Raw genomic sequence first — 18742 nt, forward strand, 5'->3', positions numbered from 1 at the left:
CCGGGCGCCGGCGCACCGGCCATCGGGTGACCACCTTCAGGTGGCGTCGGCCGCCTGGATGCTGTCGCCGCGGTTGCTGATCGCGATGTGCGTGCCGATGCGGCGGAAGTCGTTGATCACGCCGAAGAGGCTCTTGTTCGTCGGCAGGAGGTCTCGAAGCGCGGTGTTGTCCCCCAGCCGGGCGCGCAGCAGGTCCTTGTAGGCGTTGTACACCTTCGCCGTGTAGCTGGGTTCCTTGGCCGCGTTCATCCGGTAGTCGTTGGTGATCGCGATGGAGGCGAGGTCCATGAGGTAGCAGTCGAACAGGTCGGTGACGTCCGTGGCCTTCGCGCCCTCTTCCCTGGCCTGCGCCTGCCGGGCGAGTATCTCGGCCGTCTCCACCACGATCTCGCGGTAGATACGGTGCCTCGTGCTGCTGGGGAAGGCCGCCATGATGTGGTCGGCCTGCCCGGCGCCCTGCGTGCTCATGGTGCGCGGGACGGCCAGATCCGCCAGGCCCGGCACCGGCAGCGGAATGTCCTGGAACATGGACTCCTCGTCGGGGATCCCCGCGTTGCGGGAGGCGAGGGGGTGCAGGCCTATCTCGTGGGCGAGCATGCCCATGATGTAGCCGATGTCGTACTTCTCGAAGTAGTAGCTGGCGAGGTTGATGTCGATGCCGTCGTCGCCGCGGTCGATGACGTCCGCAGGGGTCTCGGTCGTGCGCAGGTGCAGGGTGATCCGGACGGTGCGGTCGCCGACGTAGTCCCGGATCGTCGGGTGATCCGCGAGTAGTTCGATGATCCGGACCGCCTTGTCGCGGTACCTCTCGTTCGTGTGCCTGAGGTTGGTGAACTCGAAGTTCCCCGACCGGAAGGGGGTCGGGGTCGGCTCCGGAGCGGTGGACGCCGGGTCCGAGCTTCGCGGCATGTGGGCGGGGACTTCGGTGATCGTCGTGCCGTCGGTGCCGTCGCCGGCTCCGGGCAGGGAGACGGGGTCCACCCAGACGGAGCTGCGCGGGACCGGAGTGGCGCCGGTGCGAATCTCCTCCCAGGTCCGATCGGTGTCCTCGTCACCAGGCCGAGGCTGCGGTGGCACTTCCCCGATCAGTGCCTCCAGCAGAGCCAGGTGCCGGTCGCGGAGGCCGGCGGGAGCGAGGGAGGGGTCCTCGGGGGCTTCGTCGAGGGCGCCGAGGAGGCTGCCGGGGATGTGAGGGCGGTGTGGGGCGTCGGCGTCGCGGTATTCGTCGCGCAGGCCGAGCTGGTGGGTGAGTTCGTGCACCAGTTGGACGGGGGTGGCGTCGGTCCACCAGGTGTTCTGGTCCATGGTCCGGTCGCGTCCGGTCAGGTCCACGGTCAGGTGCGGGGGTTCGGCGTCCGGGCCGGTGGGGTCGACGTGTTCGACGGTGACGTGCAGCCGGTCGCCGCCGGGGAGCAGGTGACCGGGAGCGTTGAGGAACTCGTTCACGCCCGCCTGGAGCCGGTGGAAGACACGGGACGTCTCATCGTGCGGGCCGCGCAGGGCGACGCGGACGGTGAGGTCGGTGACGGGCTCGCCGTCGTAGGTGAAGCGCCGTGCGTCGAAGCCCGAGCGGACGACGAAGCGGGGGCGGTGGTCGCGGTTCCCTCGCGGCCGTGGAGCGCCGGGGGAGGGGTGCGACGGCGCCGGGGCGCCGTCGATGCCGGAGAGCCGGGGCCGGGACTCGTCCGTGGGGCGGCCGCTCGGCCCCGGCGCGGGGGCCTGGATGCTGTCGCCCTGGTTGTTGAAGGCGAAGCTGGCGCCGAGGCCGAGGAAGTTGTTGGTGACGTTGAACCAGCTCTTGTCCGGCGGCAGCAGTCGACGCACCGGGCTGTCGTCAGCCAGTCGCGCGGCGAACTGCTCCTTGTACGCGTTGTAGACCTTCGCCGTGTAACGGGGTTCCCAGGCCGCGCCCTTGCGCCGGTCGTTGGTGACCGCGATCGTGGCCAGGTCCATCAGGTAGGTGTCGATCAGGTCCGTGACGTCCTTGGCCTCGGCGCCTTCCTCACCCGTGCGCGCGTCCTCCTCCAGCACACCGGCCATCTCCAGGACGATGTCGCGGTAGATGCGGTGGCGGATGGTGTGGGGGAAGGCGGCCATGATGTGGTCTTCCTGGCCGGCGCCTTCGGTGTTCATGAAGCGCGGGGTCTTGAGGGTTTCCAGGCCGGGGACCAGCAGGGGCATGCCCCGGTACAGCTCTTCTTCCTCGGGGATCCTGGTGTTGCGGGAGGCGAGGGGGTGCAGGCCGATTTCGTGGGCGAGCATGCCCATGATGTAGCCGGTGTCGTACTTCTCGAAGTAGTAGCTGGCGAGGTTGATGTCGATACCGTTGTCGCCCCGGTCGATGACGTCCGCGGGGGTTTCGGTCGTGCGCAGGTGGAGGGTGATCCGCACGGTGCGGTCGCCGACGTACGCGCGGATCGTGTCGTGCTTGCGGAGCAACTCGATGATGCGGATCGCCTTGTCGCGGTACTTCTCGTGCGTGTGCTTGAGGTTGGTGAACTCGAAGTTCCCCGACGTGAAGGGGGCGAGGACCGGATCCGGCCCCGCGGGCGCAGAGTTCGGGTCCTGCGGCATGCGGGGCGGGACGCCGGTGCCTGCCCGGGGCAGTCGAGGACGGGCCTCGGCGGTGGTCGTGGCCGTCGGTGCCGTGGCGGCGGGCTGCTGGATGCTGTCGCCCCGGTTGTTGGTGCCGACACTGGTGGCGAGTTGGGCGAAGTCTCCCAGCACCCCGAACCTGCCCTTGTCGGCGGGCAGCAGCGGGCGGACGGGGCTGTCCCCGGCGAGGCGTTCGGCGAACTGTGCCTTGTAGGCGTTGTAGACCCTCGCCGTGTAGCCGGGGTCCAGGATCGCCTTCGCCCGGTGATCGTTCGTCACCGCGATGGAGGCCAGGTCCATCAGGTAGGTGTCGATCAGGTCGGTGACGTCCTTGGCCTTGGCGCCGGGCACGCCCACTCGGGCGCGCTGTTCCAGCACCTGCGCCATCTCCAGGACGATGTCGCGGTAGATGCCGTGGCGGATGGTGTGGGGGAAGGCGGCCATGATGTGGTCTTCCTGGCCGGCGCCTTCGGTGTTCATGAAGCGCGGGGTCTTGAGGGTTTCCAGGCCGGGGACCAGCAGGGGCATGCCCCGGTACAGCTCTTCCTCTTCGGGGATCCTGGTGTTGCGGGAGGCGAGGGGGTGCAGGCCGATTTCGTGGGCGAGCATGCCCATGATGTAGCCGGTGTCGTACTTCTCGAAGTAGTAGCTGGCGAGGTTGATGTCGACGCCGTCGTCGCCCCGGTCGATGACGTCCGCAGGGGTTTCGGTCGTGCGCAGGTGCAGGGTGATCCGCACGGTGCGGTCGCCGATGTAGTTCTTGATCGTGGCGTGCTCGTCGAGCAGTTCGATGATGCGGACGGCCTTGTCGAGGTACCGGTCCGTCTGATTGAGGTTGGTGAACTCGAAGCTGCCCAGCTTGAAGGGACGCGGGGCCGGCTCCGAGGAGGTGGACGGCGTGTCCGTGTCCTGCGGCATGTGGGCGGGGACATCGGCGCTCGTGGTGTCGCCGGCAGCCCGGGGCAGCGACACCGGGTCGACCCACAAGGACTCGCGGGGTTCACGTGCGGCGGCGCTCCGTGCCGCCGCCCAGCTCCGGTCCGACACCTCGCCATCCGGCCGGGGCGCCGCGGGCACCTCGCCGATGAGCGCTCCGAGCAGGGCCAGGTGCCGGTCGCGCAGACCGGCGGGAGCGAGGGAGGCGTCCTCGGGAGCCTCGTCGAGACTGCCCAGCAGGCTGCCGAGGACATGGGGGCGGTGCGGGGTGTCGGTGTCGCGGTACTCGTCGCGCAGACCGAGCTGGTGGGTGAGCTCGTGCACCAGCTGGACCGGCGCGGCGTCGGTCCACCAGGTGACCTGATCCATCGCCCGGTCCCGGTCGGCCAGGTCCACGGTCAGGTGCGGGGTGTCGGCGTCCGGGCCGGTGGAGTCGACGTGCTCGACCGTCACGTGCAGCCGGTCGCCGTTGGGCAGCCGGTAGGCGGGGTCGTTCAAGAACTCCTCGACTCCGCTGTGGAGTTGCTCGAAGACGCGGGTGGCCTGCTCGTCCGTACCGCGCAGCGCGACGCGCACAGTGAGGTCGGTGACCGGCTCACCGTCGTGCGTGAAGCGCCGTGCGTCGAAGCCCGAGCGGACGACGAACCGGGGACGGTGGTCGCGAGACCCCCGCGACGGCGGTGCGGAGGGCGCTGGGTGCCGCGGCGCCGTACCGCCGCCGCTCCCGGGGAGCCGGGGGCGTGCCTCGCCCGTCCCGAGGGGCCGCTGGATGCTGTCCCCGCGGTTGTTGGTCGCGATGCTCGTCGCGAGCTGGGTGAAGTTCCGCGCGACACCGAACAGGGTCTTGTTCGACGGCAGGAGATCCCGAAGCGCGGTGTTGTCCCCCAGCTGGGCGCGCAGCTCCTCCTTGTAGGCGTTGTAGACCCGCGCCGTGTAGTTCGGCTCCTTCACCGCGTTCAGCCGGTAGTCGCCGGTGACCGCGATCGAGGCGAGGTCCATCAGATAGGTGTCGAACAGGTCGGTGACGTCCTGGGACTTGGCCCCGGGCACGCCCACCCGTGCGCGCTGCGCGAGCACCTGGGCCATCTCGATGACGATGTCGCGGTAGAGGCGGTGCCGGATGGTGGGGGGATAGGCGGCCATGACGTGGTCGGCCTGGCCCGCCCGGTCGGTGCTCATGGTGCGTGGGGGATCGAGGTCGGTCAGGCCCGGCACGGTCAAGGGCATGCCCTGGTAGGCCTCTTCCTGTTCCGCGATCTCCGGGTTGCGGGAGGCGAGGGGGTGCAGGCCGATTTCGTGGGCGAGCATGCCCATGATGTAGCCGGTGTCGTATTTCTCGAAGTAGTAGCTGGCGAGGTTGATGTCGACGCCGTCGTCGCCCCGGTCGATGACGTCCGCGGGGGTTTCGGTCGTGCGCAGGTGCAGGGTGATCCGCACGGTGCGGTCGCCGATGTAGTTCTTGATCGTGGCGTGTTCGTCGAGCAGTTCGATGATGCGGACGGCCTTGTCGAGGTACCGGTCCGTCTGATTGAGGTTGGTGAACTCGAAGCTGCCCAGCTTGAAGGGACGCAGGGCCGGCTCCGAGGAGGTGGACGGCGTGTCCGTGCCGGTGCCGGACAGCGTGCTCAGCTCGTACGCCTCCTCCTCGTCCCGTGCGTGCGCGACGTCGCTCCCCGTCGTGGGTACGGGCGAGGGGGGCAGCGGGATCGCCGCCGGGTCCTGTTCCGGCAGGGGAGAGAGGCCGGTCGCCTCCGGGGGAGGTGCCCCCTGTTCCCAAGTCGGCTCGGGTGCCGGGGTGAGGGACAGGAGCGGGACGAAGTCACCGCCGCGGCGTCGCAGGCGCAGGTGAGGGCTGTCCGTGGCGGGACCGGCGTAGGTGTGGGCGGTGCCGTTCTCCTCGATCAGGGTGACGGCCGTGCCGGTCGCGGCGGCGGCCCACTCGGCCACCGCACGGTCGGCCTCCGGACCCCACGGGGCCACGGAGAGGTGACGGCGCAAGTGCCCTTCGAGGGCCTCCGGGCTCGGCGCGGGCGCGCCCGGGCGGAGCCGCAGGGGCGGGGGCGTGAACAGCGCGTCGCGCTCGGCCGCTTCGCCGGGGAGGCCGTTCAAGCGCATCAGCTGGGAGGGCGTCGCCCCGGCGCGGGTGCGCAGGCGTGCCGCCTCGCGGGAGGGCAGCCCGGGCCGCGCGGCCGCCTGACGCAGGGCCGTGGACAGAGCCCCGAAGAAACCGTTGCCGCGGCCGGTGGGCGTGCCCTGGGTGTAGGTGGCGCCGTCGGGTGCGGTGAGGACGCCGTCCCGGTCGAGGCGGTAGCGCGGGCCGGAGCTCTCGGCAGGCGGCATCCAGGGCGGGGTGGAGTGGCTGCGGTGGGGGAGTCGCTGTTCGGGCGTGCTGCGGGTGGGGTTTGTGGCCGTCGTAGGCGTGCCCGAAGCGTCCGTGGACACGGTGGAGTCGGCGGGAGCCGGCAGCGCGGTGGCGACCGGGGGCGGGGTGCCGGGCGGGAGCGCGGCGTGGAAGAAGCCCTCGGCGGCGAAGAGGACCGGGTCGGTGGCCGGCCGCACACCGGCCGGGTCGGCACCGTGCGGAAGGAAGAGCTGGCTGCGGCCCTCGCCGGTGACCACGGTGAGCGGCGTGCCCAGGACCCGGGCGGCGAGGGCGGGCAGCAGATCGGCGCCGCCGTGGTCACCGGCGCGACGTTCCGGCGGGGTCTGTCCGCCGTCCGGGTACCCGTCCGCGTCCGGGCGCGGCTCGCTCGCGAACGGACGCGACAGGGCGGTGACGGCCAGGGCCACCCGCTGGTCGGGCGTGGGCCAGAAGGTCTGCGGGAGGCGCCCGAAGGCGTCGAACTCGGCCTGCTGAGCCGGAGTGAACTCGACCCCGGCTGCGTCGAGTTCGTCCTGGGTGAAGGTGTCGGCCGGGTCCAGGGCGAGCGAGTCGAGCAGGTCCTCGTTGCCGTCCTCGCCCAGTTCCCAGGCGAGGCGGTCGCGTGCGGCGCCGATGGCCTCGGCGGTGACCTCGGGGTCGCCGGGGGCGGCGGTGAACCGGTCGGCGAGGTCGGTGCCGAGCAGGTGGGGCAGCCGGCCCCGGTCCTGGGCGACGGCGAGCAGCGCGTGGAAGAACGAGGCGCCGTCGTGCGGCATGTCGTGCACCTCGCGCACCGTGGCGCCGTCCGGCGAGGTGAGGGTGCGCGGGCCGGAACCGGCGGCGTCGGTGATGGCGTACGGCTCGGGAGCCTCGGAACGCCACGCCGGTTCGATGTATCCCTGTGGCTCCTGCGGCGCCGTGACGGCGGACGGGTTCCGGTGGTGGGCGGTCAGGCGGGTGGCGGCCAGGTGCAGACGGTGGTGGTCCGCGGCGGCGGCATCGGTGCGCTGCTCCCAGAGGCGGACCTCCGCTCGGGCCGCCTGCCAGGCGTCGACGGCCGGCGAGCGGGTCACGGAGCCCGCCCCGGCGGTCTCGGCGGTGGCGTCGTCCAACGCGGTCCGCTCCTGCGGAGTCAGGTCGAGCCAGGTGTCGCGGGCCCGTGCGCGGGCGTCGTAGTAGCGCTGCTCGGCCGTGGCCAGGTCGGTGGTCGCCTTCGCCAGGTCGTCCCAGGCGGAACCGACCTCGTCCGGGAAGGAGGTGTCGTCGAGGAGGCCGTAGTCGCGGGCGATGTCCTCGCGCAGCCAGACCAGGGCCGTCGTCCGGGCCTCCGCGGCGCGCGGTCCGCGCCTGGCCTTGCCGAGGGCGTGCAGCGGGCGGCTGTCGGTGATCTGGTGGTGTGCCTCGGCGACCGACAACCAGCTCACCGGCAGCGCGAAGAGCATGCTGCGGTCGGTGACGACCTTGACGTGGGTGCCGAGCGTGGTGTCCACGGAGCCCTTGAGGGCCGTCGTCTCGTTCGCGCCGCCGATCGGGACCGTGACGCCGGGGTTGATCACGCCCGCGTTGCTGGTGCCCGCCAGCGGGGAGGTCCCCACCGCGCCCTCGACGTTGTCGGTGATGCCGGACTCCAGCGCGTCGGAGGTCTTGCGGCGCTGCATCGCCTCCATACGGGGCTTGTGCTCCACGGCGAGCAGCCGGGCGCCGCCGCGGTGCATCTTCGCGTAGAGACGGGAGTCGGCGGTGTGGGACTGGCCGAAGAGGCGGGTGGAGGACTGGGTCGGCAGCGGCGAGCCGTTCGGGCCCAGCGCCTCGCGGAAGCCGGCGGTCAGACCGCCCTGGGACGTGGCCTCCGCCTGGGCCTGGGCGGGGGCCGTGCCGAGAGCGGTGAGCGGGGTCAGACGGGCCATGCGCACCCGTTCGGCGAGGCTCGCGCCGGTGTACCGGCGGCCGAGGTCGCTGTCGCCGAAACCGTCCGCGCGGGCGGTGGCGAGAGTGAGGGCGTCCCGCACGTTGGCCGCGCCGAGGATGTCCACGGCGAGGATCCCGGAGCCGATGCGGTCGTCGAAGGGAAGGACGTCGGAGTCGGTCGCGCTCGCGGCGGTGGTGCCCGCGACGGTGGTCTTCGGGCTGGTGGTGCCCGGGCCGTCGGTGCTGTCGGTGCCGTCTGTGGAGGTGCGCCAGGCGGCGATGCTCTCGGATCGGGCCTGCTCGGCGGTGAGCAGCTTCACCGCGCGCTCCGGTTCGGGCACGTCCTGCTCGGTGAGCGCGCTGGCCGAGCCGTCTCCCTCCGGGGTGAGCAGAGCGGCCGGCAGCATCTCGTTCAGGGTGCCGACCGAGGTGCCGGCCCGGGGGGCGAGGGGCGCGCCGGTAGCGTCGGTCATGGAGACGGTCAGCACATAGCTGGTGACGATCTCGGCGTGCGCCTGGGTGGTGGCGATGTTCGGCATCGCGGTGCTGCCGGTCGTCTCGGTCCGGGCGCTCGACCGCTGCTTGGCGGCTGTGCCTTGGAGCGACGGGTTGGCGGCGAGGACGCCGCCGCTGTCCGCGGCGCGCTGGGCGACACCGAGCGTCACGTCGGCGCCGCGGTCCTGGGAGGTGGTGACGGCGTCGTCGCGGGCGATGGTGCGGTAGTCCTCCAGCTCGAAGCCGGTGCGCAGCTTCTCCACGGTGGTGGTGACCGGGGTCAGTCTGAAGTGGAGCTGCCCCGGGCTGCCGCCGATCGGCAGGTGGTGCGGGCTCGTCCAGGTGCGGTGGCGGACCGGCAGGGTCATCCCGTCGGTGGTCAGCTCGTGCAGGTGGGCGCGGAGGAAATCCGGTGAGAGCCGTTGCAGGACCTGCTCGCGGTCGTGCGAGGGCACGCCGATCTTCTCCAGCTGTCCCATGAGTTGGCTCGCGGCACGGCTCGCGTCGAGCTGGCCGCTGGGGTGGGTGGGGAAGCGCCGGCCGCGCAGGAAGCCGGGCACCCGGTAGCCGCCGCCGAGGTTGTGCGGAGTGGTGGTGCCCAGGCCGTCCGGGGCGAGCCCGGCCTCGATGGCGTCCTGCATCGGCAGGTGGAACATCACCGCGTCGCGGATGCGCTGGAGCGCGGCGGCGGCCCGGCGGGGGGCCAGGCGGCGGCCGAGGTGCTCCGAGAGGCGCCCGGCCGCGGAGCTGATCCGGGACCCGGCACGGGTGCCCGCCATGCCCATCGCGGCCGTCCAGCGGTCCCGCACCGCGATGGTCTCGGCGGCGTCGGCGACCACCAGGTACATGCGCCCGGCGAAGGTGAGGGTGGTGTTGCGGCCCCGCGTGAGGGTCTGGGCGATGCTGCGGCCCCGGCCCCAGGCGTACTGCAGGGCGGTCGAGTAGGTGCCGACCACCGCAGGCCCGCCAGGGGCCTGCTGCAGCGGCATGTCGGCTCCCTGGAGACCGAGGGTGGCGTGCGAGACGGTGCTCGCGCTGCCGAGGACGCGGTGCTCGTTGCCGATGGTGGCTTCCAGGCTGGCCGGCTTCGGGTCGCTCTTGACGCGCAGGTTGTACAGCTCGCCGCGGATCGCGGCCTTGAGGTAGTGCGTCTGGAGCGGTCCGACGCCGGACAGTCCCGCGATACGCGAGCCGAACGGGCCCAGGTACTGCCCCAGTTGGCCGGCCACACTGAGGTTCGCCATCGCCCGGCGCAGGGCGGTACGGGCCGGTGCGCCGGGTGCGCCGACGTGCCAGGACGAGCCGGTCGCCCGGTCGGCGGTGTCCTGCGCGAGCTGCTGGCGCTGCAGGCCGCCCTCGGCGCTGAGCACCGCGTGCGGTGCCCTCAGCAGCCGCTGGGTGAGCCGCCGGTCGGCCGAGTCCGCCTGGTGCACCGGGCGGATGCCGTCGAGGAGTTGCTCGGCCTCGGTGGAGGAGAGCCGCTGCGAGGTGGTCGCGGGAGTCGCGGCCGGCCGGCCGGTCGGCGGGTCCGCGGGGGCGTGGCGTTCGGAGCCGTGCGCGGCGGGCACGGCCAGCTCCACCCGGCCCACGGTTTCGGCGCCCTGGGTGAACAGGGGCCGCTCCTCGACCTTGCTGACGAAGACACCCGCACCGAGCAGGCCGACCGAGGCGAGCCGGGCCCAGCCCCGCGGGCGGCGGTGCCCCTCGAACGTGGCACCCAGCTCCACCCGGTAGCTGTACAGGTCGGCGCCGTTCTGGAACGTGAGGTGGTCGTGCGTGACCGCGACCGTGTTCCTCGTCGCCTTCTGGTCGGTCTTGGCGTAGCGGGCCCCGACGGTGACGTTGCCGGTCTGGCGCGGCAGCCCGGCCTCGGGCACCTTGTCGTGGTCCCGCGGCGAGACGCCCAGCTCGACGCCGCCGGAGAGCGTGGTCGACGCCTGCTGCCCCTGGCCGGAGATCTCGGTGCCGATCACGGCGTTGCGCAGGGAGCGCTCGCTCATGGTGGTCTCGAACCGCCGGTCGCTCAGACGCGCCCGGAGGATCAGAGTGTGGTGGCCGCGGTGTACCTTGCCGTCCTCGGTGAGGGTGACCGGGACCCCGGTGGTGGTCAGGTCGTCCAGGCTCTGCGCCAGGCTCGGCCGGTTGAGCGCCTCCCGCACCTGACGGTCGTTGTGCAGCGCGGTCCGCATCCGCCCGTCGCCGTACCAGAACTTGGCCAGCCGAGGGTGGCGCAGCATCAGCGGCGGGACGAACAGCGACGGGTACGAACGGTGCAGCGTGTCCAGGACGGTGTCGGCGAAGGCACGCATCGGGTCCTGCGGTGCCGGTTGCCCGGCCGGGTCCTGTGCGGGTGCGGGTGCGGGTGCGGGTGCGGGTGTCGGCGGCGCAGGTGCGTGGGCGGGGGGCTGAACCTGTGGCCCGTTCTGCCCCCGCGGCTGGTTCCGTCCCTGGGGCCGGTTCTGTCCCTGGGGCTGGTCCCGGTCGAGCAGGCGGTCGTTCTGCGGGCGGTCGGGGCGGAAGCCCTCGGCCCGGACCTGGCCGCTGAGGTGGACGGGGTTTTCGCGGGTGAGGTACCACGGCACGGGCGGCTCGGCGTCCGGGTTCGGCCCGGCCTGGCCGGGCGTGCGGCTGTCCCAGCCCGCGAGGCGGCGGGCGTCCTGGGTGGACATCCAGTCCAGGCTCACCACCCGGACCGGACGCGCCGCCGACGCCGGCTCGCCGGGCTTGCGCACCATCAGGGTGCGCTCCACCCGGTAGAGCGCCACCGGGTGGTTGCGGACGCGGCCGGTGGTCTTGCGCGCCGCGTCCGCACCGAGGTAGTGGCCGCGCCCGCTGGTGAGGTCCGCGCGGACCAGCGGACCGCCCTGGAAGCGTACGTCCGTCTCCGGGCCGACGAAGGTGTGATTCGGCCCGGCGGTGACCTGGATGCCGAAGCGAGTGTCACGGACGTGTCCGCGTTCGTTCTGGTAGGTGGTCTGGGTGAGGTCGCGCAACTCGGCCTTGACCGACTCGGCGACCAGGGTGGCCCGGTGCGGCACCGACCGCTCCACGATCAGGTGCCCCAGCGGGTGCCGGCCGCCGCCCCGGGTCAGCTCGGGCCCGGTGACGGGGCTGGTCATCCGTCCGAACAGCGCGAGCAGCCGCGTCGGCCGGACGTACGAGACCACGGTGCGGTGGGCGGAACTGCCGGGCCGGGCGCCCGAGATGGCGAGGGCCAGGTCCTCCGGCGGGTCGGTCAGGTGCAGGCCGGTGATGTCGGTGACCCGCGGCTCGGCACCGTCCGGGAAGGCGAGCGTCCGGGGAGCGCGCCGGGGTCCCTTGAAGGGCACGGTGAGGTCGTCCGGCAGCCGCCAGCTGAGCCCGTCGCGCAGAGCGAAGCCCGCGGTGTGCACCTGGGTGCGCCGCCAGGCGGGCGACACGGGCGCGTCGGACGGCGTGGCGGACCGGGTGTTCCCGCCGTTGCTGTCGACGGGGCCGGAGGGGGGCTTCGGCCCCTCCGTGACGCGGTCCACCCGCACCCGGTAGTACACGTCGTCCAGGTGCAGGTGCGAGCCCTCGTGGGCGCGCCACTCGGACTGGTTGTACGCCTGCGTGCCCTGGGTGTAGTCGGTCCTGCGGGTCCAGCCGAGGGAGACACCGATCTTCAGCAGCCAGTTGAGCGGGGGACCCATGCTGAGCGCGCCGGCGATCCGGCGCCCGAATCCGACGCTGCGCCCTCCGCCCGTGCCGGCCTGGCCGCGCCGCATGGTGTCGACGCGCACGGTGGCGCCGTTGACGTCGGAGAAGCGCTCCCAGCGGTGGTACGGGACGGCTTCGACCGTCATCTCCAGACCGACGCCGGACTTCTCCCGCCCCACGAAGCGCGCACCGCGCGGGGCGGTGAAGGCACTGGGCTGATCGGTCAGCAGGCGCAGCAGCTCCGCCTCGTCGAACCGGGCGCGCAGGTGCTTGGGAAGTTTGTCGAAGATCTCGCGGGTGACCAGCTCGGGGGAGCGCAGTGTGGTGACGCCGGGGCCGTTGAAGAGCCCGGTCGCGACGTTGCCCGTGGTCCCGTCCGTCCGGCTGCCCGGGGTGCTGTCCCCGGGGTCGGCGTCGGGGCTGATCAGGACCGTGGGCAGGCGGCTGCCGTCCTCGAAGGTCACGGTGCGCGGCGCCGGATCCGGTGGTGGAGCGTCCTGGCCGGTCAGCAGGCGTGCCGGGCGGTGCCGTTCGAGCTGGGTCTCCAGCGGTACCGGTTCGCCCCGGTCGGCGGCCTGGGACTCCGGGTCGGTGCTCGGCTTCTGCGTGGCGGGGGCGGGCCCGACGGAATCCTGCGAAGGAAGGACAGGGGAGACGGAGTCCTGCGGAGTCGCCGGGTCCGGTACGGGGGTGAGCGGGGCCGAGGCCGGGACCAGGGCGTCGTAGTGATCGGTGCCGTTGTAGGCCAGGTGCAGGGTGCCGCCGCTGCCCCCGGGGTGCAGCGAGGTGACGAGTGAACGACCCGGCGACCGCAGGTCGGGCCGTACGAGCCGCAGGTCCAGGTCCAGGGTGTGGGCCAGCGCCTCCGGGAGCAGGTCGGCGAAGGGGGACGCCCACAGCCCGGGGCGCTCGGCGGCCGCCGCGACCAGGGCCCCGGAACCGAGCCGCCGCGCCTCCGCGGGCGTGGGTGCCACGTCGGCGAGCTGAGGATAGTCGCTGTCGCGCAGAAGCTGCCGCCACCGGCCGGGATCGCCGTCGGTGACGACCGCCTGCGCGATCCGGTTCCACTCATCGGTGATCCGGCCGCTCTCGTCGGCGTCGCGCGCTCCCGCGAGGGCGCGCACGCGCAGGTCGTCCACCACGGCGAACACCGGATCCGGGATCGCCGTGGCCGCGGCGGCGCCGAGTTCGGTGCCCGCGATCCGGTCGCGCAGCAGTCCACGCAGACCCGCGACGTTCCGCGCGGCCCAGGCGGGCGGGATCGTCCGACCGCGCGCGCTGTCGAGCAGCGCGCGGAAGAGGCAGTTGCCGCCGCCGGGGGTGTCCAGTCGCGCGAAGGCGAGTCCGTCCGCGTGCACCGTCTCCAAGGGACCGGGTGTGGTAGCACCCTTGCTGAGGAGGGTCAGATCCTCCGCGGGGCTCTCCGGCCGGCTCGGCGCGGGGGCCAGATCGGGTCTGCGGCGCGCGAGTTCCGCGGTGTCCTCGGGGCTGAGGGACAGCTCGGAGAGCGGCAGCGGGGTGTCGGAGAGCGACCAGGTGATCTGCGCGGAGGGCGCGTAGGTCAGTCCGCGTACGTCCTCGGGCGAGACCATGGTGGTCGGCGGGAGCGCGGGGGGTGGCGGTGGCAGCAGGGTGTCGAGCGTGGCGTCGGGACCCGTGGTGGAGCGCAGCCGGGCGGCCTCACGCAGGAAACGCGTGTACTGCTCGGGCGTGGGATCGGTCGCCGGATCGGTCGTGCCGCCCGTGGGGTCGGCCCAGTGGGTGACCATCCGGCGCAGCAGGCCGGGGGTCATGCGGCCGTCGCCGTAACGTGCCGCGGTGTCCGGGCTGAGCCAGCGCAGGTTGTCGACCAGGGCGAGCCCGGCCAGCAACTCCCGTACCCCCGGTCGCCGTTCGGCGTCGGGGCCGAAGACGTCGCGCAGGGTGCGGATCTGCTGGAGGGTGCGCGCGCGGGTGAAGGCGTCGGCGGGTTCCGGGCCCGCGTGCAGCCCTGCGTCACGGGCCAGGTCGTCGAGGTCGGCGCCGACGGGCTCGGGGGTGAACAGCCGCCAGCGACCCGGCCCGTCCGAGCCCTCGGTGAGCACCGCGCGGACGTTGCCGTCGCGGTCGCGGGCCGTGCCGACCTCGGTGGTCGGCGCGTACACCGGCCGTCCGGTGCGGTTCGCCACGTGCTGGGCCACCGGCAGGCCCGCCACTTCCGGCTGCCGACCGGTCTCGCAGGAGAACAGCACGATCGGCCGGTCCGGATCACCGTCCTCCGACCAGGACTTGAGCACCTCGCCGAACTGCACCCCGCTCACCTTCACGGTGGGGTGCGCGGCGTCGTCGGTGCCGAGCGTGACGGTGCGGGAGGTGCCGTGCCCGGCGAAGTAGTCGGCGCCCTCCTGCGTACCGGAGCCGGGCAGCGCGGTCGGCGGGCCGGTGAAGACCGTACGGGAGACGGTCGGCGTGGCGCCGGTGTCCTGGGCCGGGGGAGTGGAAACGGTGCGCACGCCCCGGAACGAGTCCTGCCCGAGCAGCGCGCGACGCCCCTCGCTGTGCGCCGTACCGTCCTCGGCCGGGCTCTGGGAGATGGTCAACGTCCGCACCGCACGCCCGGGTTGCGGCGTCATGGCGGTGTCGGGCATCCAGCGCCGCAGCTGCGCGACGGGCACGGTCTGGCCGGCGAGGGTGGTGACGACGGGCCGGCCGCCGGGACGTGCCGCGCCGTTGTCGGCGTCGGCCGTGTCGCCCGCCGGCCGCACGATGATCCGCCCTGGCGCCGGAGGCGCCACCGGAGAAGTCTGGGCGGAGTCATCCGGCGTGTCCGGCGTGTTCGGTATATCCGACGTATCCGATGTATCCGGAGTGTTCGCTGGGGGTGAGAGCTGAGGTGGTGGCGGGGGCGGGGTGCCCCCGCTGCCGAGTCCGCGGCCGCCGCCCGGACCGTCCCCGCGACCGGCGGAGCCTTCGCCGTCGCCCGACTCCAGGTGCAGATCGGTGGCGGTCTCGGTCCACGGGCGCGACAGGGTGGCGAGCTTGGCCGCAGCGGGCACGGTGAGCGTGGTGTCCGGTCCCGTCCCGCTGCCCTGTGCGGGAGGCGTCACCCCCGACAGCGCCTTGGCGGACGACGCATCCGCGCCCAGGGGCGCCGACTCGGTACGGACCGGCTTCTCACTCGGCGAAGGCGCGGCCGGGCTCCGGGTGCCGTCCGCCGGGGCGGCAGGGACCGTGGTCCGGGTGCCGTCGGAGGGCGCTGCGGGGCCGGCGGCCCGGGTGCCGTCGGCGGTCGGGCCGCTCTGGGTGGCGGGACGGGGAGCCGGCCCGGCAGGGGCGGGCGGGCCGAAGGCGTCGGACAGCGGCAGCAGCACGTCGGAGCCGGAGAAGCCGGCACCGGCGGTGCCGTCCGGCGCCGTGGCGGGCGGCAGGCCGCTGAGCGGGCGCACCTCGACCGGGTGGCCCGGCCCCTCGCGGGTCAGCTCGACGGCCGCGCGTACCGGATGCCCCACCTCGTCCACCGAGGTCGGTGGCCCGAGCACCACGGCCCGGTCGGTTCCGGCCCCGTCCAGCAGCTCGGTGGCTTCGGAAGAGCCCTGTACCGGCGGCGGCAGCTCCGAGACGACGATGGTCAGCGGGGGCGCCTCGGACGGCGCGGAGCCCACCGTGGAGACGGGACCGGCCTTCGCCTCGCCCGCGCCGCCGTCCGTCTCGCCGCTGTCTCGCACGCTCGGCGCGTCACTGCTGTCCTGTCCAACAGGAAGGTCCGGTACGGCCTCTCCCCGCGACGTACCCCACTGCGGCATGCCGTCCCGGCCGTCCGCCGTCGACTGTGAACTGTCCGGTGTACGGGTGCCCTGCGACGGCGCGCTGGAAGGCGCTGACGAGGCTGATGTCCCTGGCGTGGAGACACCACCAGACCTGCCGCCGGAGTTGGTTCCAGGGGAGGCGGACGCGGCGGAGCCACTGTTGGTGACGGGACCCGCCGCCCCCTGATCCGGAGGCGTCTCCGTGCGGTCGCCGACGACGGAGGCATCCGTCGAGAGCGAGGTGTCGCCGGACAGGGGCGCGTCCACCGTGACCGGCACGCCGAAGGAGTCGAGGGCGCGGCGGACAACGTCGGCGTCGATCTGTGCGGCCGGGCCGCTCCCCGTGGGCACCACCCGCACCTCGGGCAGCTGCGACAAGTTGCTGTGCAGCGTGTCACGGACCCCGATCTCGGTGCTGCCGGGCGGCTGGGAGCCACGCAGACCGGCGAGGTCGCGCAGCGCCTGCTCACGTATCTCCGGCGGGCCGTTGTGGACCTGCTGCCACAGTTCGTTCTCGGCGGCGGTCACCGGCAGCGGGCCGGGGGAGTAGGGCGGGGGGTCAACGGTCGTGTACGGCGGCGGGGGAGGGCTCTGCGTGAAGTCGGTGGCCGGCGACGGGCTGCCGGCGAAGTCGCCCGAGCCGGTGGTCTGCCGGGTGACGGGCGGCGGAGAGGCGAGGGTGGGCCTGTTGACGCCCGCACCGCCTCGTGAGGGGTCACCGGTGCTGTCGGCGCCGCCGCCGTCGCCGTCACGGGAGCGCGGCGAGTCGGCGGAGTCGCGGTCGCCGGAACCGGCGTCGGTGCCCGAAACTGTGGGCGGCTGGAGGCGCAACTTGTCGATGGCGTGCCGGAGTTCGGCGCCGCTGTTCAGCGCGATGTCCGTGAGGGTCGCCTCGACCTGGCTGCTGATGCCCGCACCGACGAAGGTCGACCAGCTCGTGGACCAGTCGCCGTCGAATGCTCCCTTGATCAGGATCTCCGCGAGGGCTTCGCCGGAGCCGGCAGCGAGGAAGTCGGCGGTTCCCTTGAGGCCGTAGTGGCCGGCCAGCGCGCCCGGCCGGTCGGCGTTGTTGCGCAGGAGCTGGTTGTTGCGCCACAGGTTGGTGTTGTTCCGGAAGGAGAGCGGGTCGTTCCGGAAGGTGGTCGGGGTGTCGCGCGGAGGGGTCGGGCCGTTCGGGGAGGGGGCCGGATCGGGTCGGCCGCTCGGGGTGTTGTCGCCGTGGGGGCCGGGGTTGGTCTTGAGGTCGAGATCCGGGTTGTCGCGTATTTTCGGGGGGTTCTTGAAATCGAGGTCGGGGCCGTTCTTGAGGAAGTTGTTGTCGTAGCTCTTGACGATGTTCTTGGCGAAGTCGTCGAAGACGCTGGTGAGGAAGCCCGCTGCCGCGCCGAACGCGGCGGACTTGAGGATGTCGTTCCAGTCGAAGCCGTCCGGGCGGCGGCCGTTGGGTGCGAAGTTCATCATGGCCAGCCGCACCGCGAAGGTGGTGAACGCCTCCGCGAACGCCTCCGTCAGGGACGGCGCGAGGTGCAGCCGCTGCAGCAGGTGGCTGAGCGTGGTGAGGATCATGAACCGGCTGCGCAGCTTGGCCATCATGATCTGGCTGGCCGAGGCGCCTCCGGTGAAGAAGGACATCGCCAGATAGATGGCGATCTCGATGAGCAGCCGGATGACCTCGGCGATGACCTGCCACTTGGACTCCATGATGTCCATGGAGGTCTTGCGCCGGCCCTCGGCGATCTTGTCGAGCTGCTCGGCGAACTCGCGCAGGTAGTTCTTGCCGTCGTCGTCGATGAGCATGCCCATCGCCTTGGCGTACGACTTGGACAGGTCGTCCGGCATGGACTCGGCGATGTCGTGGATCGACTTGTCGATCAGCGAGGAGAGCCGGTCCAGTTTGCGGCCCAGGCCGGAATAGGGTTTGCGGCTGTCGTAGGCCAGGTCCTCGTCCGCGTCGATGAGCTCCTCCCCGGTGAGGATGAAGATCATCGCGTTGACCTCGGGCGATGCCTGCAGGCTCATCGGGGGCCGTCCTCGAGGGTGTGCGGGCAGCGCGGAGCCGCCGCTCCCGGGGCGGTGCGGGAGCGGCAGGCGGTGGTGCTAGGGTCAGCGGCGGCCATGCCCGCCCGGGCCTCCGTCGCCGTTCAGTCCGTCGGTCTCGATCCGGCTGTTGCGCTGCTCGATGCCCTCGATGTTGCGGTCGCGGGTGTCCTTCATCATCCGGACCTGGCTGAGCGTGGCGTCGGTGATGCCCACCAGGGCGTCACGGATGGACATCATCGTGTCCTTGGTGGTCTGCCGCTCCTTCTGCTCCTGTGGCCTGGCCTTGTCGGCGAACTCCCCTTCAGTGCCGGGCCAGCGGACCGTGGGCGCCAGCTCGTCGAGGAACTCCTCGGTCATGCTCCTGGCGAGGGAGCCGATCTCCTCCAGCTGCCCGGCCAGGGCCTCGATGCGGTGCGGGTCGACGTAGTACCGCTGTCCCACCGTCAGTCCTCCCCGTCCTCGTCGAGCGCGTCCCGCCAGGCAGGGGCCTGCTCGTCGCCGCGTGCCGTGTCCTCGTCGTCGCGCAACACCTCGGGGCCGAAGATCCGCTCCCAGTCGAGCTCGAAGCCCTTCAGTTCCGGCACGTTGCTGCTGGGCTCGGTGAAGGGGGCCATCGCCTTCATCACGTGCCGGTTCATCTTCACGCGTGCCGCGCCGGCCGCTTCCAGGACGCTGGCGGCCAGCTCCTGCGGTGACATGTCACGGTACTTGCCGTCCAGGAACTCGATCCCGGTCAGCTCACCCTGCGGGCCCACGGTCGCCCTGACCGCACGGTCGGAGGAGAGCACCGCGAACGACGCCTGCCGCAGCTCGCGTTCGGTCCGTGCCACCGCCTCCTGGGCGGCCTGGAGCTCGGCCATCGCCTTCTCCAGGCGCTTCTCCAGCGGTTCCGTCACGCTCGCCCCTCCCTTCTCCGTAGGTCTGTCTGTCCGTGCGGCCGGCG

At 72.6% G+C, this 18742-nt stretch carries 3 protein-coding genes; all 3 read right to left on the bottom strand.

Going from position 1 to position 18742, the window contains the following annotated elements; translation table 11 throughout:
• Positions 1 to 36 precede the first annotated feature (36 nt).
• On the bottom strand, positions 37 to 17778 hold the full coding sequence (locus ACFY9E_RS29055) for a hypothetical protein (RefSeq protein WP_390988890.1): 17742 nt from the start codon (positions 17776 to 17778) through the stop codon (positions 37 to 39).
• An 84-nt stretch (positions 17779 to 17862) separates the two neighbouring features.
• Positions 17863 to 18240 (bottom strand): hypothetical protein, encoded by a 378-nt coding sequence (locus tag ACFY9E_RS29060; protein ID WP_390988891.1) that lies wholly within the window; start codon positions 18238 to 18240, stop codon positions 17863 to 17865.
• A 2-nt stretch (positions 18241 to 18242) separates the two neighbouring features.
• Positions 18243 to 18695, bottom strand: coding sequence for a YbaB/EbfC family nucleoid-associated protein (locus ACFY9E_RS29065; RefSeq protein WP_390988892.1), 453 nt, complete (start codon positions 18693 to 18695; stop codon positions 18243 to 18245).
• Between the last annotated feature and the right edge of the window lie 47 nt (positions 18696 to 18742).

Source organism: Streptomyces sp. NPDC012466 (genome assembly GCF_042955215.1).
Classification (GTDB): domain Bacteria; phylum Actinomycetota; class Actinomycetes; order Streptomycetales; family Streptomycetaceae; genus Streptomyces.